20 protein-coding genes and 1 riboswitch are annotated in these 22,022 nt (G+C 70.6%); of the genes, 7 read left to right on the plus strand and 13 right to left on the minus strand.

Annotation, left to right across the window (positions count from 1 at the left end; all coding sequences use genetic code 11):
• Positions 1-7 precede the first annotated feature (7 nt).
• Positions 8-460: a GNAT family N-acetyltransferase gene (locus OVA26_RS05860; protein WP_268103399.1), complete on the minus strand. Its 453-nt coding sequence runs from the start codon at positions 458-460 to the stop codon at positions 8-10.
• An 87-nt stretch (positions 461-547) separates the two neighbouring features.
• On the opposite strand from OVA26_RS05860, the gene OVA26_RS05865 reads away from it, so the two are divergent.
• Entirely contained in the window at positions 548-1,081 is a 534-nt protein-coding gene (locus tag OVA26_RS05865; RefSeq protein WP_268103401.1) for a hypothetical protein, read from the plus strand.
• Positions 1,082-1,195: 114 nt separating this feature from the next.
• Positions 1,196-3,415 carry an NADP-dependent isocitrate dehydrogenase gene (locus tag OVA26_RS05870; RefSeq protein ID WP_268103402.1) on the plus strand — a complete coding sequence of 740 codons (2,220 nt, stop codon included), beginning with the start codon at positions 1,196-1,198 and terminating at the stop codon, positions 3,413-3,415.
• A 543-nt stretch (positions 3,416-3,958) separates the two neighbouring features.
• Here the strand turns inward: OVA26_RS05870 and OVA26_RS05875 are convergent.
• The 3 genes from OVA26_RS05875 to OVA26_RS05885 form a co-directional block, all read right to left on the minus strand.
• Positions 3,959-5,359 carry a L,D-transpeptidase family protein gene (locus OVA26_RS05875; protein ID WP_268103403.1) on the minus strand — a complete coding sequence of 467 codons (1,401 nt, stop codon included), beginning with the start codon at positions 5,357-5,359 and terminating at the stop codon, positions 3,959-3,961.
• Positions 5,360-5,486: 127 nt separating this feature from the next.
• Positions 5,487-6,902 carry an FAD-binding oxidoreductase gene (locus OVA26_RS05880; RefSeq protein WP_268103405.1) on the minus strand — a complete coding sequence of 472 codons (1,416 nt, stop codon included), beginning with the start codon at positions 6,900-6,902 and terminating at the stop codon, positions 5,487-5,489.
• Entirely contained in the window at positions 6,899-7,285 is a 387-nt protein-coding gene (locus tag OVA26_RS05885; RefSeq protein ID WP_268103407.1) for a YrdB family protein, read from the minus strand. The genes OVA26_RS05880 and OVA26_RS05885 overlap by 4 nt, the downstream gene beginning before the upstream one ends.
• A gap of 171 nt (positions 7,286-7,456) precedes the next feature.
• Positions 7,457-7,542: riboswitch (ZMP/ZTP riboswitch) on the plus strand.
• 57 nt (positions 7,543-7,599) lie between these two features.
• Here OVA26_RS05885 and glyA point away from each other — a divergent pair.
• The 3 genes from glyA to OVA26_RS05900 all read left to right on the plus strand — a co-directional run bounded on the left by glyA (position 7,600) and on the right by OVA26_RS05900 (position 10,589).
• Positions 7,600-8,874, plus strand: coding sequence for a serine hydroxymethyltransferase (glyA, locus tag OVA26_RS05890; RefSeq protein WP_056226671.1), 1,275 nt, complete (start codon positions 7,600-7,602; stop codon positions 8,872-8,874).
• Positions 8,875-9,128: 254 nt separating this feature from the next.
• Positions 9,129-10,013 carry a bifunctional methylenetetrahydrofolate dehydrogenase/methenyltetrahydrofolate cyclohydrolase gene (locus OVA26_RS05895; RefSeq protein WP_268103408.1) on the plus strand — a complete coding sequence of 295 codons (885 nt, stop codon included), beginning with the start codon at positions 9,129-9,131 and terminating at the stop codon, positions 10,011-10,013.
• A gap of 90 nt (positions 10,014-10,103) precedes the next feature.
• Positions 10,104-10,589 (plus strand): cytochrome C5, encoded by a 486-nt coding sequence (locus OVA26_RS05900; RefSeq protein ID WP_268103409.1) that lies wholly within the window; start codon positions 10,104-10,106, stop codon positions 10,587-10,589.
• A gap of 48 nt (positions 10,590-10,637) precedes the next feature.
• Here the strand turns inward: OVA26_RS05900 and OVA26_RS05905 are convergent, their stop codons facing one another.
• The 3 genes from OVA26_RS05905 to hxlB all read right to left on the minus strand — a co-directional run bounded on the left by OVA26_RS05905 (position 10,638) and on the right by hxlB (position 12,716).
• Positions 10,638-11,369 (minus strand): DUF6882 domain-containing protein, encoded by a 732-nt coding sequence (locus OVA26_RS05905; RefSeq protein WP_268103410.1) that lies wholly within the window; start codon positions 11,367-11,369, stop codon positions 10,638-10,640.
• Positions 11,370-11,491: 122 nt separating this feature from the next.
• Positions 11,492-12,115 carry a 3-hexulose-6-phosphate synthase gene (hxlA, locus tag OVA26_RS05910; RefSeq protein ID WP_141375260.1) on the minus strand — a complete coding sequence of 208 codons (624 nt, stop codon included), beginning with the start codon at positions 12,113-12,115 and terminating at the stop codon, positions 11,492-11,494.
• 28 nt (positions 12,116-12,143) lie between these two features.
• Complete coding sequence (gene hxlB / locus OVA26_RS05915; protein WP_268103411.1) at positions 12,144-12,716, minus strand: 6-phospho-3-hexuloisomerase; 573 nt, start codon at positions 12,714-12,716, stop codon at positions 12,144-12,146.
• Positions 12,717-12,818: 102 nt separating this feature from the next.
• On the opposite strand from hxlB, the gene OVA26_RS05920 reads away from it, so the two are divergent.
• Complete coding sequence (locus tag OVA26_RS05920; protein WP_268103412.1) at positions 12,819-13,658, plus strand: helix-turn-helix transcriptional regulator; 840 nt, start codon at positions 12,819-12,821, stop codon at positions 13,656-13,658.
• Here the strand turns inward: OVA26_RS05920 and OVA26_RS05925 are convergent.
• From OVA26_RS05925 to OVA26_RS05950, 6 genes are all read right to left on the minus strand, one after another.
• Positions 13,652-14,452: an HpcH/HpaI aldolase family protein gene (locus tag OVA26_RS05925; protein ID WP_268103413.1), complete on the minus strand. Its 801-nt coding sequence runs from the start codon at positions 14,450-14,452 to the stop codon at positions 13,652-13,654. The two genes, OVA26_RS05920 and OVA26_RS05925, sit on opposite strands and share 7 nt — an antisense overlap.
• Entirely contained in the window at positions 14,437-15,222 is a 786-nt protein-coding gene (locus OVA26_RS05930) for a fumarylacetoacetate hydrolase family protein (RefSeq protein ID WP_268103414.1), read from the minus strand. Before OVA26_RS05930 ends, OVA26_RS05925 begins: the two co-directional genes overlap by 16 nt.
• Positions 15,223-15,481: 259 nt before the next feature.
• Positions 15,482-16,657, minus strand: coding sequence for a 3,4-dihydroxyphenylacetate 2,3-dioxygenase (gene hpaD, locus OVA26_RS05935; protein WP_268103415.1), 1,176 nt, complete (start codon positions 16,655-16,657; stop codon positions 15,482-15,484).
• A 47-nt stretch (positions 16,658-16,704) separates the two neighbouring features.
• Complete coding sequence (gene hpaE, locus OVA26_RS05940; protein ID WP_268103416.1) at positions 16,705-18,225, minus strand: 5-carboxymethyl-2-hydroxymuconate semialdehyde dehydrogenase; 1,521 nt, start codon at positions 18,223-18,225, stop codon at positions 16,705-16,707.
• A gap of 103 nt (positions 18,226-18,328) precedes the next feature.
• Positions 18,329-19,015, minus strand: a complete 687-nt coding sequence (locus tag OVA26_RS05945) for a GntR family transcriptional regulator (RefSeq protein ID WP_268103417.1) — start codon at positions 19,013-19,015, stop codon at positions 18,329-18,331.
• Positions 19,012-20,475 (minus strand): fumarylacetoacetate hydrolase family protein, encoded by a 1,464-nt coding sequence (locus OVA26_RS05950; RefSeq protein ID WP_268103418.1) that lies wholly within the window; start codon positions 20,473-20,475, stop codon positions 19,012-19,014. Before OVA26_RS05950 ends, OVA26_RS05945 begins: the two co-directional genes overlap by 4 nt.
• 118 nt (positions 20,476-20,593) lie before the next feature.
• Here OVA26_RS05950 and OVA26_RS05955 point away from each other — a divergent pair, with 118 nt between their 5' ends.
• Positions 20,594-21,976 (plus strand): MFS transporter, encoded by a 1,383-nt coding sequence (locus OVA26_RS05955; protein WP_268103419.1) that lies wholly within the window; start codon positions 20,594-20,596, stop codon positions 21,974-21,976.
• The last annotated feature ends 46 nt before the right edge of the window (positions 21,977-22,022 follow it).

Raw genomic sequence — 22,022 nt, forward strand, 5'->3', positions numbered from 1 at the left:
GAACGGGTCAGACGCTGGCGCGGGCGATGATCTCGCCGTACTCGGTCTCGCCGACGGGCTCGAAGCCCACGCGCTGGAAGAACGCCTCGGGGCCGCCGACGCCGGGCTCGTAGATGACGTCGACGTGGTCCGTGCCGCGGCCACGGGCCTCTTCGAGGACAGCGGCGATCGCGTAGCTGCCGACACCGCGGCCCTGCTCGTCGGCGTCGACGTTGATGCGCCACAGCACCGAGCGGAAGTGCTCCTCGTGCGCGTCCGGGTCGAAGTTCGCGCTGACGAAGCCGACGACCTCGTCGCCGTCGAGCACGACGCGCTGCCACGACGTCTGCGGGTTGCTGACGGTCGCCGCGATGCCGTAACTGACCGGCGCGAGGAACTGCTCCTGCCCGGGCTTGAGCGACAGGGTGTTCACGGCCACGATCGTGGCGGCGGACAGTTCGACGAGACGCAGGTCAGCCATGGGCCCAGGCTAGCGGCACCCCGACCCCGCCCCCAAGATCGCATGCCGTCGCATGCGGTTCTCGTCACCTGTGCATACGCTGGGCGGGTGCGCGATGCTGACCGGCCCCTGCGAGCGCCCGAGACGAGCGCGGGGCGTCACCGGATCCCCCTGTCCTGCACAGTGCACGTTCCGCAAGGCGTCCAGGATGCCGCTCTGCTCGCGTTCGAGCAGGCTCTGCAGCGCGCACATCTGCGTGCCGCGCCGGACCGAGCGGGCCACGCGAACCCGGGTGCGACGGGAGAGACGCTCACCGTCTACGAACGTGGCAGCTTCCTCGCTGAAACACTCTTCAACGGGACCGGTCTGTCCCTGCTGACCACCCGTGTCGGGCCCCTCTCGATGCAGGCGGTCGTCGTCCTCACGACGCGCACGGTGAACGATCTCACCCGCGTCATCGTGTCGATGGTGGTCGGGGGAGAGGTCGCGCCCGAGATCGCCCGAGAGGTGGATGCCGCCATCGACGACCTCGTCGCTCGTGGCGTCGTCGTCGAGGGACCCGGCTGGGCGCGGGCGGTCGACGTTCCCCGCGAGAGCCTGGGGCACCCGCGGACCGCGCGCGAGCACGGCATCCGGGGCTGAAAAGTCCGCACGGGACGGCGGAGGGATGCCGAGAACTATCTCGACATCAAGAGACTTTGTCCACGTGCGATAGGCTGAATCGCAACCCTGGCCGCCTCTACGGAGAGATCTGACGTGCCCGATTCCACCATCATCTACACGTACACCGACGAGGCGCCGGCTCTCGCCACCGCGTCGTTCCTGCCCATCGTGCAGGCCGTCACGAAGCAGGCGGGTGTCGACGTCGAAACCCGCGACATCTCGCTCGCCGGCCGCATCCTCGCGGCCTTCCCGCAGCGCCTGACGCCCGAGCAGCAGGTCGGCGACGCGCTGGCCGAGCTCGGCGGTCTCGCCACGCTGCCCGAGGCGAACATCATCAAGCTGCCGAACATCTCGGCATCCATTCCGCAGCTGAAGGCCGCGATCGCGGAGCTCCAGTCGCAGGGCTACGACATCCCCGACTACCCCGATGAGGCGTCGAGCGTCGAAGACAAGGACGTGCGCGCGCGCTACGACCGCATCAAGGGCTCCGCTGTGAACCCCGTGCTGCGCGAGGGCAACAGCGACCGCCGCGCCCCGCTCGCGGTGAAGAACTACGCCAAGAAGCACCCGCACCGCAACAAGGCGTTCGCCGAGGGTTCGAAGACCCGCGTCGCGACCCTCGGCCACGACGACTTCCGCTCGAACGAGAAGTCGGTCGTGCTCGGCGACGACGACGTGCTCACCATCCAGCACGTGGCCGCCGACGGCTTCACCACCACGCTGAAGGAGGGGCTCAAGGTCCTCCGGGGCGAGATCGTGGATGCCACGTTCCTCTCGGCCGCGGCCCTCGACGCCTTCCTCGCCGACACCCTCGCGCAGGCGAAGGCCGACGACGTGCTCTACTCGGTGCACCTGAAGGCCACGATGATGAAGGTCAGCGACCCGATCATCTTCGGTCACGTCGTCAAGGCGTTCTTCGCCGACGTGTTCGACCGCCACGGCGACGCCCTCGCCGCGGCCGGCCTGACCCCCAACGACGGCCTCGGCTCGATCCTCGCGGGTCTGTCGAACGTCGAGGGCGGCGACGCCATCGCCTCCGAGATCCGCGACGCTCTGGCATCCGGCCCCCGCCTGTCGTACGTCAACAGCGACAAGGGCATCACCAACCTGCACGTGCCGAGCGACGTGATCGTCGACGCGTCGATGCCCGCGCTCATCCGCAACGGCGGAAAGCTGTGGGGCGCCGACGGGGGAGAAGACGACACGCTCGCCGTGATCCCCGACTCCTCGTACGCCGGCGTCTACCAGGCGACCATCGAGGACGTCATCGCGAACGGCCCCCTCGACCCGGCGACCATCGGCTCGGTTCCGAACGTCGGTCTGATGGCCCAGGCGGCCGAGGAGTACGGCAGCCACGACAAGACGTTCGAGATCGCCGCTGCCGGCCGCGTGCAGGTCGTCGCCTCGAACGGCGACGTGCTGCTCGAGCACGAGGTGAGCACCGGCGACATCTGGCGCGCGACCCAGACCAAGGACGTCGCGGTGCGCGACTGGGTGAAGCTCGCCGTCACCCGCGCCCGTGCGACCGGTGTCCCGGCCGTGTTCTGGCTCGACGAGACCCGCGCGCACGACCGCAACCTCATCGCCAAGGTGCACGAGTACCTCGCCGACCACGACACCGAGGGCCTCACTATCGAGATCCTCGCCCCCGCCGAGGCGACGACGTACTCGCTCGAGCGCATCCGCCGAGGCGAGGACACGATCTCGGTCACCGGCAACGTGCTGCGCGACTACCTCACCGACCTGTTCCCGATCCTCGAGGTGGGCACGAGCGCCAAGATGCTCTCGATCGTCCCGCTGCTCGCGGGCGGTGGCCTGTTCGAGACCGGTGCCGGCGGCTCGGCCCCCAAGCACGTGCAGCAGCTCGTCGAAGAGGACTACCTCCGCTGGGACTCGCTGGGTGAGTTCTTCGCCCTCGCGGCCTCGCTCGAGCACCTCGCCGATACCACGGGCAACGACCGTGCCCGCGTGCTCGCGCAGACCCTCGACGCCGCGACCGGCACGTTCCTCGAGAACGACAAGTCGCCCGGCCGCGCCCTCGGCACCATCGACAACCGCGGCAGCCACTTCTACCTCGCCCTGTACTGGGCGCAGGAGCTGGCGAAGCAGTCGACCGATGCCGACCTCGCCCAGGTCTTCGCCCCGGTCGCCGAGAAGCTGGCCGCGGAGGAGCAGACGATCGTCGCCGAGCTCAACGCCGTCCAGGGCCACCACGCCGAGATCGGCGGGTACTACCGCCCGAACACGGAGCTCGTCGAGAAGGTCATGCGCCCCTCGGCCACGCTGAACGCCGTGGTCGACGCGCTGCGCTGATCCTGAAACCCGGAAGGGGCGGATGCCATACGGCATCCGCCCCTTCTGCATATCCGGGCCGCGGTTCGGCTCGTCGGCCCGACACGACTCCTGCAGTCCGCTGGTTTCGGGTGCTTCGGGGGACCCGGTCGGCGCATAGTGCAGGAGTTGTGCGCGCCGGGATGCCGGAAGCGGAGTGCCGGAGCGGGCTGCAGGGTGGAAGTCCTGCGCTGTGACCGGAGCGGAGTGCGACCCGGCCGTTGATGGACCACCGGCGTGGCACGGGCCGCCCAGTCGGTCTCGGGTCGCCGCGCGGCGACCCGAGGTGCTGGCGGCACAACTCCTGCGATCCGCTGGTTTCGGGCGCCTCGGGGGCCCGGTCGGGGCATAGTGCAGGAGTTATGCGCGCCGGGCCGCGCAAGCGGAGTGTCGGGGCGGGATGCAGGGCGGAAGTCCTGCGTTGTGTCGGAGCGGGGCGACGCGAGACGCGATGACGCCGATCTGCCGGGAGGAACGACAGAGGGGCGGATGCCGAAGCATCCGCCCCTCTCCAGGGATCCGGGCTCAGTAGTGGACCGAGACCTCGGTACCGCGGTATGCCCAGTCGTACAGCTCCTTGGCCTGCGGGATGGTCATGTTGATGCAGCCGTGGCTCATCGGCGTGCCGAAGTTGTTGTGCCAGTACGTGCCGTGGAAGCCCTCGTCGCCGTTGAAGTACGCGACCCAGGGGACGTCCTTGGTGCAGTAGTCGTAGCCGGGGACGCAGCCCATGTCCTGCATCGCGGTCTTCCAGCCGATGCGGAAGTTGCCGGTGTGGGTGGCGTGGTCGCCCGCGCCCGACGAGATCGTGTACGTGCGGTACACCTCGCCGTTCTGCCACAGCGTGGTGGTCTGCGTGCTGAGGTTGACGTCGATGCGGCGCTCGGTCTTGGTGGTGTCGAACGCTGTCTCGGTCACGGGCAGGGCGTAGCGGCCGTTGCCCTCGGCGAGTTGCTTCGCGAAGGCTGCGGCCACACCGCTTGTGTCGCCGAGCGCGCGGCCCGTCTGGCCCTCGGTGAGCGCCTTGATGACCTCTCCGCCGGTGTCGACGATCACGTCGGCGTTGACGGCGGCGCGGTCGACCGCACCCGGGAGGCCCGCGACGGCGGACTGGATCGCGGCCTGATCGGCCGAGATGGCGAAGTCGCCCTTGCCGTCGGGAGTGACGGTGAGCCACGAAGCGGCGGTCGCGCGGTCGACGGGGACGGTGCGCTCCTCGCCGACGTAGAAGCCGACCGAATCCAGGATGCCGTTGAGCGTGGCGACAGCGGCGCCGGCCTCGTCGGTCGAGACGGGGGCGTCGACGGGCACGAGGCTCGCGGTGACGGTCGCGGTGCTCTGGCCCGCGTCGAACGCGGACTGGAGGGCCGCTGTCACGGCGGCGACGTCGATGCCCTCGCCGGCTTCGGCGGGGGTGGCGACGTACGCCTGCGAGCCCGCGTCGTACGCGATGGAGGCGTCGACGGGCGCGCGGTAGGTGCCGGGGGCGCGGTTCTTCAGCGCGGTGGCGGCCTCGTCGGCGTTCACCTGCACCTGCACGCCGGTTCCCTCGGGGAACCACGAAGCGGGCTTCCACATGGGGTTGTCGGCGAAGGCCTTGTCGGCGAGGGCGGCGGCGTCGACGGTCGCGCCGAGGTCGGCTCCCGTGACGGTGACAGCGCCGGCGGGGGAGTCGACGGTGATCGCGGTCTCGGCCAGGCGGTTCGAGATCGCCTGGGCGGCGGCGCCGGCGGTCAGGCCGCCGATCTGCACGCCCGCGACCGATGCACCCGGTGCGATCAGTACGAGGGAGGCGGTGATGAGAGCCACGGCCGTCGCGCCGGCGGGGATGCCGATCCAGAGGCCGGAACGGTTCTTGCGCTTCGTCGGCTCGGGCGGTGCCCAGGCGTAGGTCGCGCCGTCGGTGCCAGGTGCGCCGTCGGTCATAAGTCAAACCCCCCGATAGTCAGTCTTCCCATGCTACGAGCGGATGTTGCGCGTACACCGTGAGCAATATCACGGTCTGATCACGTCGGTGGCGCGACGCGGCCGGAGCGGCCACGCACCGCACCGCTCAGGGGGTGAAGACCTTGCCCGGATTCAGGATGCCGAGCGGGTCGAAGACCCGCGCGATGTCGCGCTGCAGAGCCCACTGGTCGTCGCCGAGCTCGTCGGCGAGCCAGCGCCGCTTCAGCACGCCGATCCCGTGCTCTCCGGTGAGGGTGCCGCCCAGCGCCAGTGCCGCGCGGAAGAGTTCCTCGGCCGCCGCCCACACGATCGGCGGCACCTCGGGCCCCTCGAACACGAAGTTGGGGTGCAGGTTGCCGTCGCCCGCGTGGGCGACCGCGGGGATGACGAGGCCGAACTCGCGCTCGATCCGCGCGATCTCGTCGAACATGTCGGGCAGGGCGCTGCGCGGCACCGACACGTCTTCGATGAGGGTCGTGCCGAGGGTCTCCATCGCGGGATGCATCGCGCGGCGGACGGCCAGTAGCGCCTCGCCCTCGGCGGCGTCCGCGGCGACGGTCACCGTGCCTCCGGCGGCGCGCAGCACCTCGGCGACCGCGCGCGCCTCGTCGACGGCAACGGGTCCGTCGGTCTGCACGGTCAGCTGGGCGGCGCCGGCGACGGGGGCCGGCAGCGACAGCAGGCGGTGCACGGCCGCGAGGCTCCTGCCATCCATCAGCTCCATGATCGCGGGCTGGATACCGGATGCTGTGACCGCGGCCGACGCGACGGCGGCGGCCCGCACGCCCTCGAACAGGGCCGTGAGGGTCACGCGCTCGCCCTCGACGAGGCGACGGAGCTTCAGGGTCGCGCCGACGACGACGCCGAGCGTGCCCTCCGACCCGATGACCAGGGAGGTCAGGTCGAGGCCGGTCACGCCCTTCACGCTGCGGTGACCGAGGTGGAGGAGGCGCCCGTCGGCGAGCACCAGGTCGACGCCGAGCACCGCGTCGCGCACCACGCCGTACTTCGCGCACAGCAGGCCGCCCGCGCCGGTGGCGATGTTTCCGCCGACTGTCGAGATGGCCCGGCTCGCGGGATCCGGCGCCCACCACACCCCGTGCGGTTCGAGCTGCGCGTTGAGATCTGCGTTCAGGATGCCGGGTTCGACAACGGCCAGCAGATCGTCGGGGCGTACCTCGAGCACGCGGTCCATGCCGCGCAGGGACAGGCTGATCTCGCCGCCGCCGGTGTTCGCGCCTCCGGCGAGGCCGGTACCCGCTCCGCGGGGGACCACCGGGGTGCGGGTGGCCGTGGCGACGCGCATGACCGCTTGGACATCGGCGACGGATGCCGCGTGCACGACCGCGAGGGGGAGTCCCTCGGAGGCGTGGCCCGACTTGTCGGCCCGCGCGGCGTCGAGGGCCGCGGGCGAGGTGTCGACGCGCTCGCCGAGCTCGGCCCGCAGAAGCGCGAGTGCGCGGTCAGCCGCAGCCCGGGAGCGCGCGGACGGCGCGGAATCCGCCGTCCCGTCGGGCGTCATGCCAGGCGCCGGCGGCCGTTCAGAGCGCCCAGCACGACGGCGACGATCGCGAAGACGAGGCCGATCCAGGCCTGACCCATGCTCCACCAGGCCACCGTGGCGGCGGCGTAGACGAACAGTTCGACGAGGGCGCGCACGAACGGGTGCACGGCGAGAACGGCGCGCGGCGAGACGAAGAGCGCCCACACCAGGATCGCCAGGGCCGGGGCGCCGATGCCGGCGACGATGTTCCAGGGGAACGGCCAGGCCAGGAAACCCCAGACCGCGAGGGTCACGAAGGCGAACAGGCCGCAGATGACGCTGCCGATCTCCCACACCGACGGCCGGGGGCGCATGCCGGGAGCGAGAGGCGCCTGGGCGCGGACGTTGCGGGAGTCGGTCACCCCGCCATTTTACGCGGGCCTCGGGCCGCGGCATCCGCGATCCCTCGGCGTCGAGCCGACGGTGGCGCGATCGAGGCTCGGCCGAAGGGACCGGGCCCCGGTGGGGCGGAACCTGTGGAGGAACGGTGGATGCCACGACGCGTGGGGCCGCGAGGGGTTTACCCGCTAAAGTGGCACCGTCGCGACTGGCGTTGAGGTGGGGAACCACCGGGGAGCGACCGCTTGACGGTATTCGACCGCACGCCTGGGTCGATGCGGTATCTCCGCGGGCTCGCCGAGTCCGTGGCATCCGGAACCATCGTCAAGGAGATCGCATGACCGATCCGTACTTCAACGCCCCCCTCTCCGAGGTCGACCCCGAGATCGCCGAGGTCCTCGAGCGCGAACTCAACCGCCAGCGCGGCTTCCTCGAGATGATCGCGTCCGAGAACTTCGTCCCCGTCTCGGTGCTGCAGTCGCAGGGCTCGGTGCTGACGAACAAGTACGCCGAGGGCTACCCCGGTCGCCGCTACTACGGCGGCTGCGAAGAGGTCGACGTCGCCGAGTCGCTCGCGATCGAGCGCGCCAAGCAGCTGTTCGGCGCCGAGTTCGCCAACGTCCAGCCCCACTCGGGCGCCTCGGCCAACGCCGCGGTGCTGCACGCGATCGCCCGCCCCGGCGACACGCTGCTCGGCCTCGCCCTCGACCAGGGCGGTCACCTGACCCACGGCATGAAGATCAACTTCTCGGGCCGTCTCTACGACATCGTCGCGTACGGCGTCGACCCCGAGACCTCGATCATCGACATGGACGAGGTGCGCCGCCTCGCCCTCGAGCACAAGCCGAAGGTCATCATCGCCGGCTGGTCGGCCTACCCCCGCCAGCTCGACTTCGCCGCCTTCCGCGCGATCGCCGACGAGGTGGGTGCGCTGCTCTGGGTCGACATGGCGCACTTCGCCGGCCTCGTCGCTGCTGGCGTGCACCCCTCGCCGATCCCGCACGCCCACGTCGTCTCGACCACCGTGCACAAGACGATCGGCGGCCCCCGCTCGGGCCTCATCCTGACCAACGACGCCGACCTGGCCAAGAAGATCAATACCGCGGTCTTCCCCGGCCAGCAGGGCGGTCCGCTCATGCACGTCATCGCCGCGAAGGCCACCGCGTTCAAGCTCGCGATGACCCCCGAGTTCACAGAACGCCAGGAGCGCACCCTGCGCGGAGCATCGATCCTCGCCGACCGCCTCACACAGGACGACGTGAAGAACGCCGGCATCGCCGTGCGCTCGGGCGGCACCGACGTGCACCTCGTGCTCGTCGACCTGCGCGAGGCCGAGATCGACGGCAAGCAGGCCGAAGACCTGCTTCACGACATCCACATCACGGTCAACCGCAACGCGGTGCCGAACGACCCGCGTCCGCCGATGGTGACCTCGGGTCTGCGCATCGGAACGCCGGCGCTCGCGACCCGCGGCTTCGGTGACGCGGAGTTCACCGAGGTGGCCGACATCATCGCGCTCGCGCTGATCCCCGGCGCCGATGTCGAGGCCCTGCGCGCGCGCGTCGCGACCCTCGCCGACGCCTTCCCGCTGTACCCCGACCTGCAGCAGTGACCCCCGGCCGGGGCGGGGCTGCTGCGGCGGCCCCGTCCCGGTGGGCGGCCGCTCTTCGCGCGGCGCCGGATGCCGGCATCCGGCCCCCGCTTCCCGCCGCGCAGCCCGCGCGGCGCCCAGCCGCGACAAACGCTCTTTCTTCCGAAACACGGTGCGAGGCGGCGTGTCTCGACAGGATCGGCGTTTATCGCCGAGGGGTTGCGGGGCGGCTACTTCGCGACACGACGAACGACAGACACAGAACGAGGGATGCCATGACGGCGACGATTCTCGACGGTAAGGCCGCGTCGGCGGCGATCAAGGCGGAGCTCACCGAGCGCGTCGCGGCCCTGCGCGCGAAGGGCGTGGTCCCCGGTATCGCGACCGTGCTCGTCGGGGCCGACCCGGCCTCGCAGCTGTACGTCGGCATGAAGCACAAGCAGTCCGAGGCGATCGGCATGAACTCGATTCAGGTCGAGCTGCCCGCCGAGGCCACGCAGGACGAGGTCGAGGCCGTCATCGACCGGCTCAACGCCGACCCCGCCTGCCACGGCTACATCGTGCAGCTCCCGCTGCCGAAGCACATCGACACCGACGCCATCCTGGAGCGCATCGATCCGGCGAAGGATGCCGACGGCCTGCACCCCACGAACCTCGGTCGTCTGGTGCTCAACGTCAACGCCCCGATCCACACGCCCCTGCCGTGCACGCCGCGCGGGGTCATCGAGCTGCTGCTGCGAGGCGGCTACGACCTGCAGGGCAAAGAGGTCGTCGTCGTCGGCCGCGGGGTGACCATCGGCCGCTCTATCGGGTTGCTGCTGACCCGTCGCGAGATCAACGCCACCGTGACCCTCACGCACACCGGCACCGCCGACCTCGCGAAGCACCTGCGGGAGGCCGACGTGATCGTCGCCGCCGCCGGCGTGAAGCACATCGTGCGCGCGGAGGACGTCAAGCCCGGCGCGGCCGTCCTCGACGTGGGTGTCACGCGCGAGACCGATCCCGAGACGGGGAAGTCGCGCGTGTACGGCGACGTGCACCCCGACGTGGCCGAGGTCGCGGGCTTCGTCTCGCCCAACCCCGGCGGGGTCGGACCGATGACCGTGGCCCTGCTGATGACCAACGTCGTCGAGGCGGCGGAGCGCGCCACCACCCCCTGACGGTGAACCACGGCGTGCCGCCGGTTGAACAGACGGAGCGTCGCACGCAATGGGGAGGCGCAAGCGCGTGCGACGTGGCAAGGTTTTCTCATGACTGAGTCCGTGCTGAACGACCTCCTCCGCCGCGTCGCCGAGAGTGGCCTGCTCGAAGACGCCCAGATCGACGAAGACAGCGTCATCGGTTCCGGACACCTGGATGCCGCCGGCGTCGAGGTGGAGGTCGACCTCGACCCCGAGATCGACGAAGAAGAAGCCCCCGACCTCGACGCGATCATGAGCAACCTCAAGGATGTGCTCTCGGTCGGCGAGGAGCGCTGGCGCGCGATCGTCGAAGAGATCTCAAGCGACATCGAGGACGCCCTCGACGACGACGAGCTCGATGCCGACGTCGACCTGCGCACCGACCTCGAGGCCATTGGCGTGGGCGTGTTCGCCGACGCGATCATCGTGGTCTTCGCCGGTCAGACCTCGTTCCCCGACGCTCTCGTGCACGTGCAGCTCACGCCCGAGCTCGAGGTCGAGGACATCGAGATCATCGGTGACGACGACGAAGAAGACGACGAAGACGAGGACTGACTCCCGTTCGAAAGGGCCGCGCCGCATCGGCGCGGCCCTTTCGCGTTCTCAGGCGGTGCCGCCGAGGGAGGCCTTCATCGACGTGATCCGCGCCTGCTCGTCGAAGTCGAAGGTGACCGAGCCGGACGAGTCGGTGACGACGGCGCCCGAGAACGCCTCGTCGGTCCACGTCATGCTCCACCCGGCCAAGCGCGCGAGGTTCCACACGGCTCCGCGCGGATCGGCGGGCGTCGTGGTCGACAGGATGCGTGGCATCCGGATCATCGCTTCGGCGACGGTCAGCGCGGGCAACGGGGCATCGAGAAGCAGCACCGCGCGCGTGCCGGATTCACCCGAGGGTGCGGAGTAGTACGCCGAGCGGCCGGTGATGTCGACGGCGGCTCCGGCGATCTCGTGCGAGACCTGCGCGATCCAGTCGGCGTCGCCCGGGGCATCCGCGGGGAACGGAACCTCGGGTGAGGTGAGCTCGGCGATCCCGTGGGTCTCGCCGTAGGCGCGCAGCTGCGCGGCCACTCCCTGATCGCCGCCTCCCGCGGGGTGCGCCCACCCCCACAGGACGGAGCGGGGACCGGGGGCGATCGACGCGATGAGGTGCGCGCCGCAGACGAATCGGCGGGTCGGGTCGGTGGTCGACGAGAACGCGAACGTCCCCGTCGCGAGGTCGACGTCCCATCGGTGGTCGCCGAGCTCCTCAGCCGCCTGGCCCAGTGCGTCCTGGCGGAGGGCGGTGAAGAACGAGGCGCGGTCGGCGAGAGCCCGGAGAGTCGGATAAGTCGTCACCGCTCCACGCTAGACCGGTCGCTCGGGATCGTCAGGTCGAAACGAGGACTCGCCCTCGAAACGGCGAAGGGCCGGACGAGTGATCGTCCGGCCCATCGCCGTTCTCAGGACGCGGTCGGCGCTCAGACGATCGCGGCGCGGAGCTCGGCCGCGGCGGCGCCCACATCCGAAGCGCTGTAGATGGCGCTGCCGGCGACGGCGACCTGCGCGCCCGCCTTCTGCACGTCGGCGATGCTCGACGCGTTGACGCCCCCGGCGACCGAGAACGGCACGCCCGAGGCTTCTCCGTCGCGCAGCAGCGTGGCGAAGGTGAAGCCCTCCTCGGCCTGCTCGTCGAGGCCGGCGTGCATCTCGACGAACTCGACGCCGAGGGCGATGACCTCCTTCGCGCGGGCCGGCTTGTCGGCGACCCCGATGAGGTCGACGACGACGCCCTTGCCGTGCTTCTTGGCGGCGGTGACGGCTCCGATGATCGTGCTGTCTCCGGCGCTGCCGAGCACCGTCACGAGGTCGGCTCCGGCGCCGAAGGCGATGTCGGCCTCGAGCTCGCCGGCATCCATCGTCTTCAGATCGGCGAAGACGATCTTGTCGGGGTGCGCCTTCTTGATCGCGGTGATGGCCGACAGGCCCTCGCTCTTGATGAGCGGGGTGCCGAGCTCGAGGATGTCGACGTGCGGGGCCGCGGCGGCGGCGAGGTCCAGGGCGGCCTCGGTGGAGAGGGTGTCCATGGCGAACTGCAGCTTCATTGGGTGTCCTGACTGTCGGGGTGGAGGGTCATTCGAGGTTCGCGTGGCGGGGCCACAGGTCGTCGGCCGAGTGGCCCGAGCGCTGCCAGAGCGCGTCGAACATCGCGTCGCCGACGAGCACGACGGCCTGCTCGAACAGGCCGCCGGCGTATTGGGTGGAGGCCGTGCCCGAGCGGTCGAGCTTCGTCGCGGCGGGGACCACGACGAGGGCGTCCGCCGCCTGCCCGAGGGGCGAGTCGGGAGCGGTGGTGATCGCCACGATGCGGGCGCCGACCTCGGTGGCCGTCTCGACGGCGCGGACGATCGCGGTCGTCGTTCCCGAGCCGCTGGCGGTGAGCAGCACATCCCCGGCGCGGATCGCGGGGGCGGTGGTCTCGCCGACGACGTGCACGGCGAGGCCGAGGTGCATGAGGCGCATCGCGGTCATCTGCAGCGCGAGGCCCGATCGGCCGGCGCCGAGGACGAACACGCGGTCGGCGCCGCCCAGCACCTCGAGCACGTCGTCCACGCTGTCGCCGGTGGCCAGGCGGTCGACGACCGAGGTCAGCTCGCCCGCGATGCGGGAGAGGGATGCCGCGATGCCGGCGTCGGGGGAAGTCATGGCCCCATGCTTCGCCGGCGGAGCGGCGCTCATGGCCGGTCGACGGCACAGGTCGACCTACCCGATCGGGTAGGTGCCGATCCGTCGGCTAGGTTTGGGCGGGTGAAGCCGTCCGCCGAGTTGTCGTCCCCCGCGTCTCGCGCCCTCGTCATCGAGCACGAACGCATCGTCGCCGAGCAGGCCGACCGCCACGCCGTGACCCTCGAATCGGTGCTGGCGATCCTGCGGTCCACGCGCCTCGACGACCGCGCGGCACGCGCCCTGGCCGTGGAGACCGCGGCCGCCGCCCTCGTCGTGCTGCGGACCTCCACCGATCAACATCGCAGCGCCCTGCTCGAGCCCGTCACCGGGGCCTTCGCCCGGTTGCGCACCGACCTTCGCCCGCTCGTTCGACACGGCGACCTCGACGTGCAATTCGTGGAGCCGCCGGCGACCGGGCGCGCCCTGCCGGGTGAAGTCGCGCACGAGGCCCGGGCGATCGTTCGCAGCGCCGTGCTCGCCCTGCTCGACCGGGGTACTCCGCACCGCGTGCGCATCCAATGGGATTGCGACGGTCTCAACCTCCTCATCGGCATCCGCGACGACGGAGCAGGCACCCTCACCGCTCACGACGACTCGCTGGGACCGATCGTCGAGCGGGTCAGCGCGCTCAACGGGGCGTTCGACGTCGCTTCGACCCCCGGGTGGGGGTCGGAGCTCTCGGTCGTCCTGCCGCTCGATCCGCCGCCGCGACCCGACTTCCTCGACGAAGCGGTCGATCTCAGCCCCCGCGAGAGCGAGGTGCTCAGCCTGGTCGTGGCCGGCTCACGCAACCGCGCGATCGCCGAACGCCTCGGCATCAGCGAGAACACCGCGAAGTTCCACGTGTCGAATCTGCTGCGCAAAGCGGGGGTCTCGACCCGCGCCGAGCTCGCGGCCCTCGGGACGGCGCGCGCTCAGTAGCTGTCGCGCTGCTCCGCGCGGGCAGTGACGAACCGCGCCGCCAGTGCCTCCGACGCGCGGGCGAGCAGAGCCACGTCTGCGCCGACCGCGACGAAATCCGCGCCGGCGTCGAGGTAGGCCTCGGCCACCGCGGGGTCGAAGGCGTTCACGCCGACGGGGGTCCCGGCATCCGCCGCTGCGGCGAACACGCGATGCACCGCGGCCACGACGTCGGGGTGCGACTGCTGGCCGAGCAGGCCCATCGAGGCCGAGAGGTCACTGGGGCCGACGAAGACGGCATCCACCCCCTCGACCGTGGCGATCGCGGCGGCGTTGTCGACGCCCGCCGTCGTCTCGATCTGCACCGTGAGGGAGACGTGCTCGGCGGCCTCGATGAGGTAGTCGTCGACGCGGTTCCAGCGGGCGCTGCGGGCGAGGGCGCTGCCGACTCCGCGCACGCCCTGGGGCGGGTAGCGCGTGGCGGCGACCGCGGCGCGTGCCTCGTCGGCGGTCGAGACCATCGGCACGATGAGGTTCTGCGCGCCCAGGTCGAGCACCCGCTTGATGGTCACGGGGTCGTTCCACGGCACGCGCACGACCGGGGTGACCGGATAGGCGGCGGCCACCTGCAGCTGAGTCAGCACCGACTCCAGCGAGGTCGCGGAGTGCTCCATGTCGAGCAGCAGCCAGTCGAGGCCCGAGCCCGCGGCGATCTCGGTGATCGTGGCGTTTCCCGAGCACACCCACATGCCCGCGAGGGGGCGATCGGATGCCGCGAGGGCGGCCCGGAAAGTCGGGGTCAGACGAAGCGGCACGAGATCGTTCCCATCGGTCCGTAATCGCACAGCACGTCGTCGCCCTGCGACACCCACATCGGGCGCGTGAACGATCCTGCCAGGATGATCTCGCCCGCCTCCAGGCGCGCGCCGTGCTGGTGGAACTTGTTCGCGAGCCACGCCACCCCGGTCGCCGGGTGGCCGAGGACGCCCGCGGCGACGCCGGTCTCTTCGATCTCGCCGTTGCGGCTGAGCACCCCCGGGACCCACCGCAGGTCGATCTCGTCGGGGCGCTTGCGCACGTCGCCGAGCACCATCGCCCCGTAGGCGGCGTTGTCGCTGATCGTGTCGACGATCGTGCGGCCCTCGAGCTCGATGTGCGAGTTGAGCACCTCGAGCGCAGGTACGGCGTAGTCGATCGCGGCGAGGGCGTCGTCGAGCGTGCAATCGGGACCCTCGAGCGGGGTCTTCAGCACGAACGCGAGTTCGACCTCGATGCGCACGTTCGAGAACAGGGCGACCGGGATCTCGTCTCCCGAGCGGTAGACCGTGTCGTCGAACATCACGCCGTAGTCGGGCTCGGTGATGCCCGTCGCCTGCTGCATCGCCTTCGACGTCAGGCCGATCTTGCGCCCGACGAGGGTGCGGCCCGCGGCGATCTGCCTATCGCGCCAGCGGCCCTGGATCGCGTAGGAGTCTTCGACCACGGCATCCGGATACCTCTTGGTGATCCGCGGGATCACCGCGTGCGCGCGGTCGGCCTCGGCGAGCTCGGCCGCGATGGCGTCGATCTGTGCGTCGGTGAGCATGGGGTCCTCTCGGGTAGGCGGACACAACGCAGGAGATTGGCGGTGCCGCGAGCGGAATCGGCCGTTCCCGGCCCTCTCGCCGCACGGATCTCCTGCGCTGTGTCTTGGGGCGGTCGGTGCCGGCGGGCGCTCGCCGCCGGGGTCGGTGCGAAGGCCCGCCCGGACACAACGCAGGAGATGCCGCGAGCGACGGGCACGCCGATGCCGCCACCCGCGGCGGCGTGCTGAGAACTCCTGTGTTGTGTCACGGTGGGGCGGGTCAGAGCTGGTTGCCGAGCTTGAACTCGCCGGAAGCGGATGCCACGGCCTCGGCGCCCGCGCCGACCTCTTCGGGGGCGCGGGTGTAGCTGAAGCCGTCGGCGCCGATCGTCACGGCCATCTCGCTCGCGTCGGTGCGGGCGCGCACCGGCTGCGGGGTGCCGTCGAGGTCGAGAACGAGCGAGCCCTCGGTGTACCACGACGGCACGACGGGGTTGCCCCACCAGTCGCGGCGCTGGTTGTCGTGGACGTCCCAGGTGATGACGGGGTTGTCGGGGTCGCCGGTGTAGTAGTCCTGCGTGTAGACCTCGACGCGGTGCCCGTCGGGGTCGCGCAGGTACAGGTAGAACGCGTTCGAGACGCCGTGGCGACCGGGGCCGCGTTCGATGGCATCCGATCGACGAAGGGCGCCGAGCTTGTCGCAGATCGCGAGGATGTTGTGCTTCTCGTGCGTCGCGAAGCACACGTGGTGCATGCGGGGGCCGTCGCCGCCCGTCATAGCGGTGTCGTGCACGGTGGGCTTGCGGCGCATCCAGGCGGCGTAGACGGTGCCCTCTTCGTCCTGGATGTCCTCGGTCACGCGGAAGCCGAGCGACTGCATGAAGTTCACCGCGCGCGGCACGTCGGGGGTGATCTGGTTGAAGTGGTCGAGACGCACGAGCTCGCCGGGGGAGTGCAGGTCGTAGCGCCACGACAGGCGCTCCTGGTGCTCGGTGTCGAAGAAGAACTCGTACGGGAAGCCGAGGGGGTCGACCACGCGCACCGAGTCGCCGATGCCCTTCGTGAAGCCGTTCGGCTCGCGGCGCACCTCGCAGCCGAGCTCCGTGTAGAACGCGACGGCCCTGTCGAGGTCGTCCGCCGCGCGCACGCGGTACGAGAACGCCGCGACGGCCGCGACCGGGCCCTTCCGCAGCACCAGATTGTGGTGGATGAACTCCTCGGTCGAGCGGAGGTAGATCGCTTCGTCGTCCTCTGCGGTGACGTGCAGCCCGAGGATGTCGACGTAGAAGACACGGGATGCCGCGAGGTCGGTCACCACGAGCTCCATGTACGCGCAGCGCAGGATGTCGGGTGCGGGTGAGGCAGGCGTGGGGATGGGGTTGTCCGACTGGATCGGTGCCTCTTCGGTCACCCAGAACCCGGAGGAGGTCTTCTGTTCTTCGGTGTGCTTTGCCATGGTTCGCGTCCTTGCGTGTGTGTCGGCGTCTCGGGGGTCGGGCGGGCTCAGTGCGCCTGCGCCTTGCCGAAGGTCGGGTTGTGGGCGGGGCCGAGCGTGATGTGCACGGCCTGCTGGTCGGTGTAGAAGTCGATCGAGCGGTAGCCGCCCTCGTGGCCCAGGCCCGAGGCCTTCACGCCGCCGAAGGGGGTGCGCAAGTCGCGGACGTTGTTGGAGTTCAGCCACACCATGCCGGCCTCGACGTTCTGCGCGAAGTTGTGCGCCCGCTTCAGGTCGCTGGTCCAGACGTAGGCGGCCAGGCCGTACTTCGTGTCGTTCGCCAGGGCGAGCGCCTCTTCGTCGGTGTCGAAGGGTGTGATCGCGACGACCGGGCCGAAGATCTCCTCCTGGAAGATGCGCGCGTCGGGGGCGACGTCGGCGAACACCGTGGGGCGCACGAAGTTGCCCTCGTCGAAGCCCTCGGGGCGGCCGCCGCCGGCGACCAGGCGACCCTCCGCCTTGCCGATCTCCACGTACGACATCACCTTGGCGTAGTGCTCGGGGTGCACGAGGGCGCCCACCTCGGTGTCGGGGTCGTCGGGGAAGCCGACCTTCACGCGGTCGGCCTGAGCGGCGTAGCGCTCGACGAACTCGTCGTAGACCGAGCGCTCCACGAGGATGCGGCTGCCCGCGGTGCAGCGCTCGCCGTTGAGCGAGAAGACGCCGAAGATGGTCGCGTCGATCGCGGCCTCGAGGTCGGCGTCGGCGAAGACGATGGCCGGGCTCTTGCCGCCCAATTCCATCGAGAGGCCCTTGAGGAAGGGCGCCGAGTTGGCGAAGATCAGCTGGCCCGTCGAGCTCTCACCGGTGAACGAGATCAGCGGCACCTCGGGGTGCTTCACGAGCGCGTCGCCGGCGTCTTCGCCGAGGCCGTTGACGAGGTTGAACACGCCCTCGGGCAGGCCCGCCTCTTCGAAGATCCCGGCCCACAGCGACGCCGACAGGGGGGTGAACTCGGCGGGCTTGAGCACCACGGTGTTACCGGTGGCGAGGGCGGGGCCGAGCTTCCACGACTCGAGCATGAAGGGGGTGTTCCACGGCGTGATGAGGCCGGCGACGCCGATCGGCTTGCGGTTGACGTAATTGAGCTGGCGACCCGGCACCTTGAAGGCGTCGTCGGTCTGGGCCACGATCAGGTCGGCGAAGAAGCGGAAGTTCTCGGCCGCGCGCCGGGCCTGACCGAGCGCCTGCGTGATCGGCAGGCCCGAGTCGAACGACTCGAGCTCGGCGAGGCGCTCGTCGCGCGACTCGACGAGGTCGGCGATGCGGTGCAGCACGCGCGAGCGCTCGCGCGCCAGCATCCGGGGCCAGGGTCCCTCGGTGAAGGCCTTGCGTGCGGCCGCGACGGCGAGGTCGATGTCGGCCTTCTTGCCGGCGGCGGCCTGCAGGTAGGTCTGGTTGGTCACCGGGTCGAGCACGTCGAAGGTGTCGCCGTCGACCGAGTCGACGAACCGGCCGCCGATGTAGTGCTGGATGCGCTCGGGCAGATCGGCCGGGATCCGGCGGGCGGTGGTGAGCGGGGTGGTCATGGGTGCTCCTTCGGTGAAGAGGGGTGGATGCCGGGTGGCAGGCGAACCGCGACGGCGATGTCGTCGGGCGCGAGGTCATGGCATCCGGAAGGGTCTTTCGAGGTCAGAAAGCGGGGAGGCCGAGCACTTCGTCGGGGTGCTCGTGGATCATGTAGGCGTCGAGGGTGGCCGAGCGGTGGCGTCGCGAGACCTTCTCGATCTCGGCCAGGGGAGCGCCGTTCTCGATGAGGACGAGGATGTTCTCGTGCTCGCGCACCGATTCCGCAGCTCGCCCCGGCACGAAGCTGAACGTGGAGTCGCGCAGGTGTCCAAGGCGCGCCCACTCGGCCTCGACGAGCTCGAGCATGCGCGGGTTGGCGCACTTCTCGAACAGGATCGCGTGGAACTCCTGGTTGAGCGCAGTGAACGCGCGCGGGTCGAAGTGCTCGAGCGTCTCGACCATCAGCTCGTTGACCTGGCGGGCGCGGCGCACGTCGTCGGCGGTGAGCGAGCGGGCTGACAGGGCGGTCGCGGCCCCCTCGAGCAGACTGAGGGCCTGCATGCTGAAGCGATAGGCGGTGTCATCGACCATCGACACGCGCGCGCCGACGTTGCGCTCGAACATCACCAGGCCCTCGGCCTCGAGCTGGCGGATCGCCTCGCGCACCGGCACGACGCTCATGTCGAGTTCGCCGGCGATCGAGCCGAGCACCAGGCGGTAGCCGGGGGTGAAGTCCTGCGAGGCGATGCGCTGTTTGATCCAGTGGTACGCCTGCTGCGACTTGCTCCTGCTGGCGGTGACGTCGCTCATCGGGTGGCCTCGCTCTCGTACCGGGCACGCCATTCCGCGTTCATCGGGAACAGCCCCTCGATCGGATGACCGGATGCCACCTGACCGGCGATCCACGCGTCTTCGGCCTCTTGCGCGAGGGCGGCGTCGACCATCTCTTCGGCGATCGCGGGCGGGATGACGATCACGCCGTCGCCGTCGCCGACGAGGATGTCGCCGGGCTCGACGGTGGTGCCGCCGCAGCCGACGGCCACGTCGGTCTCCCACGGCACGTGACGGCGACCCAGGACGGCCGGGTGCGGGCCCGCGGTGAAGACGGGGATGCCCACCGCGGCCACGGCCTCGGCGTCGCGGACCCCGCCATCGGTGACGATCGCCGCGGCCTTCCGGGCGTGCGCGCGGATCGCGAGGATGTCGCCGAGCGTGCCCGATCCGGTTTCGCCGCGTGCCTCGATGACGATGACCTCGCCCTCGCCGACCGCGTCGAACGCGCGCTTCTGGGCGTTCTGTCCGCCGCCGTGCGAGGCGAAGAGGTCTTCGCGGTGGGGGAGGAAGCGCAGCGTCCGCGCCGTGCCGACGAAGCGGCTGCCGGGGGTGAGCGGGTGCACGCCGTCGATGGTGACGTCATTCAGGCCGCGCTTGCGCAGCTGCCCGCTGAGGGCGGCGACGGGGATGCGCTCGAGCTTGGCGCGTAGGGCGGGGGAGAGGGCGGGGGCCGGAGGGGTGAGCCCGGCCGCCTCGGCCGAGCCCCAGGCCTCGGTGCGTTGGGTGTCGTCGACCGCGGGGAGCGAGCCGATCGCGGGATCGAACGACTGCGCGCCCTGGGTCACGGTCGTGCGGAGCCGGCCGGTCGAGTGGGCGCCGGCATCCACCTGCACCTCCACCACGTCTCCCGGGACGACCACCGACGAGCCGGCGGGCGTACCGGTGAGGATGACGTCACCGGTTTCGAGGGTGAAGTGCTGCGAGAGGTCGGCGACGATCTGGGCGAGCGAGAAGAGGAGGCCCGCGGTGGAGTCGTCCTGCACCAGCTCGCCGTTCACCCACGTGCGCAGGCGCAGGGCGGCGGGGTCGACCTGACGGGCGTCGATGAGCGCGGGGCCGAGCGGCGTGTAGCCGTCGCCGCCCTTGGAGCGGACGTTCGAGCCCTTGTCGTTCGCGCGGAGGTCGTAGAGACCGAAGTCATTGGCGGCGGTGACGGATGCCACGTGCGACCACGCGGCATCCGGAGTCACCCACCGCGCCGGCTCGCCGACGACGAGCGCGATCTCACCCTCGAACGCGAGGAGTTCGGTGCCCGCGGGGCGCACGATCTCGGACCCGGATGCCGCGAGCGAACTCGACGGCTTGAAGAAGTACGACGGGGCGGCCGGTCGGCGGCCGCGCTGGTCGGCGCGCGAGCCGTACGAGAGGTGGACGGCCACGATCTTGCCCGGGCGTGCACCGAGGACGGTGAACCGGGGGTCGGTGGTGTCGTTCATGAAGCTCCCTTGCGTCGTATTCGAAATCGTATACGATGACCAACGCCCCAGCAACACCACGCCTCGTCGCCGACGACGACGTCCCGGGGTCTGACGATGACGTCTCGAAGGAGTCCCCATGTCCCGCTCTCAGCCGCAGGGCTTCACGCCCACCGGCACCATCTCCACCCCGAAGGACCGCCGCCGCGTGGTCTTCGCCACCGTTGTCGGCACCACCGTCGAGTGGTACGACTTCTTCCTCTACGCCTCGGCCGCCGGTCTCGTGTTCGGCCAGCTGTTCTTCGCGCCCGCCGGCCCCGGCATCGCGCAGATCCTGTCGTTCCTCACGGTGGGGCTGAGCTTCCTGTTCCGCCCGCTCGGCGCCTTCCTCGCCGGGCACCTCGGCGACAAGTACGGCCGCCGCGTCGTGCTCATGCTGACGCTCATCATGATGGGCGCCTCGACCACCCTCATCGGTGTGCTGCCGACCTACGAGGTCATCGGCGTCGCGGCCCCCGTGCTGCTCATCCTGCTGCGCGTTCTGCAGGGCATCTCGGCCGGTGGCGAGTGGGGCGGCGCGGTGCTCATGGCCGTCGAGCACGCCCCCAAGGCCAAGCGCAGCCTCTTCGGCGCCTCGCCGCAGCTGGGCGTGCCCCTCGGCCTGCTGCTCGCCAGCGGCATGCTCGCCCTGATGGCCGTCATCGCCCCGGGAGACGCCTTCTTCGCGTGGGGCTGGCGCGTGCCGTTCCTGCTGTCGTTCGTGCTGATCATCGTCGGCTACTACGTGCGCAAGAAGGTCGAGGAGAGCCCGGTGTTCGTCGAGCTCGCCGAGCGCAAGGAGCAGACCCGGATGCCGATCGTGCAGCTTTTCCGCAAGCACTCGCTGCTCGTGATCATCGCCGCGTTCGTGTTCGCCGGCAACAACGCCGTGGGCTACATGACCACCGGCGGGTACATCCAGCGCTACGCGACCAACCCCGACGGGCCCGTGGGCCTGGCGACGCCCGACGTGCTCGGCGCGGTGACGCTCTCGGCGGTGTCGTGGCTCGTCTTCACCTGGATCGGTGGGTGGATCGGCGACGTCATCGGGCGTCGCACCACCTACCTCATCGGGTGGGCAGCCCTGCTGGTCGGTGTGTTCCTGCTGTTCCCGCTGGTGAACTCCGCGAGCGTCGGCCTGCTGGCCCTGGGGCTCGTCATCCTGACCGTGGGTCTCGGGCTCACCTACGGACCCCAGGCGGCTCTCTACGCCGAGCTCTTCCCGGCATCCATCCGCTTCTCGGGGGTGTCGATCTCGTACGCCCTCGGCGCGATCCTGGGTGGAGCTTTCGCCCCGACGATCGCCGAGGCTCTGGTGCGTGAGACCGGGTCGACCATGTCGGTCACCTGGTACCTCGCGGGCATGGTCGTGCTGGGCGCGGTCGCGACGCTGCTTCTGCGCGACCGCAGAGGCATCCCCCTCGGTCCCGACCACGAGGCGGAGCAGGAGGTGAGCCCCGTCCGCGGACTGTCCAGGGTCTGAGCTCGTCGTCACGGCCCCGTCGCGCTCTGCAGCGGCGGGGCCGTTT

The organism is Microbacterium sp. SL62, assembly GCF_026672635.1.
In the GTDB taxonomy this organism is placed as follows: domain Bacteria; phylum Actinomycetota; class Actinomycetes; order Actinomycetales; family Microbacteriaceae; genus Microbacterium; species Microbacterium testaceum_A.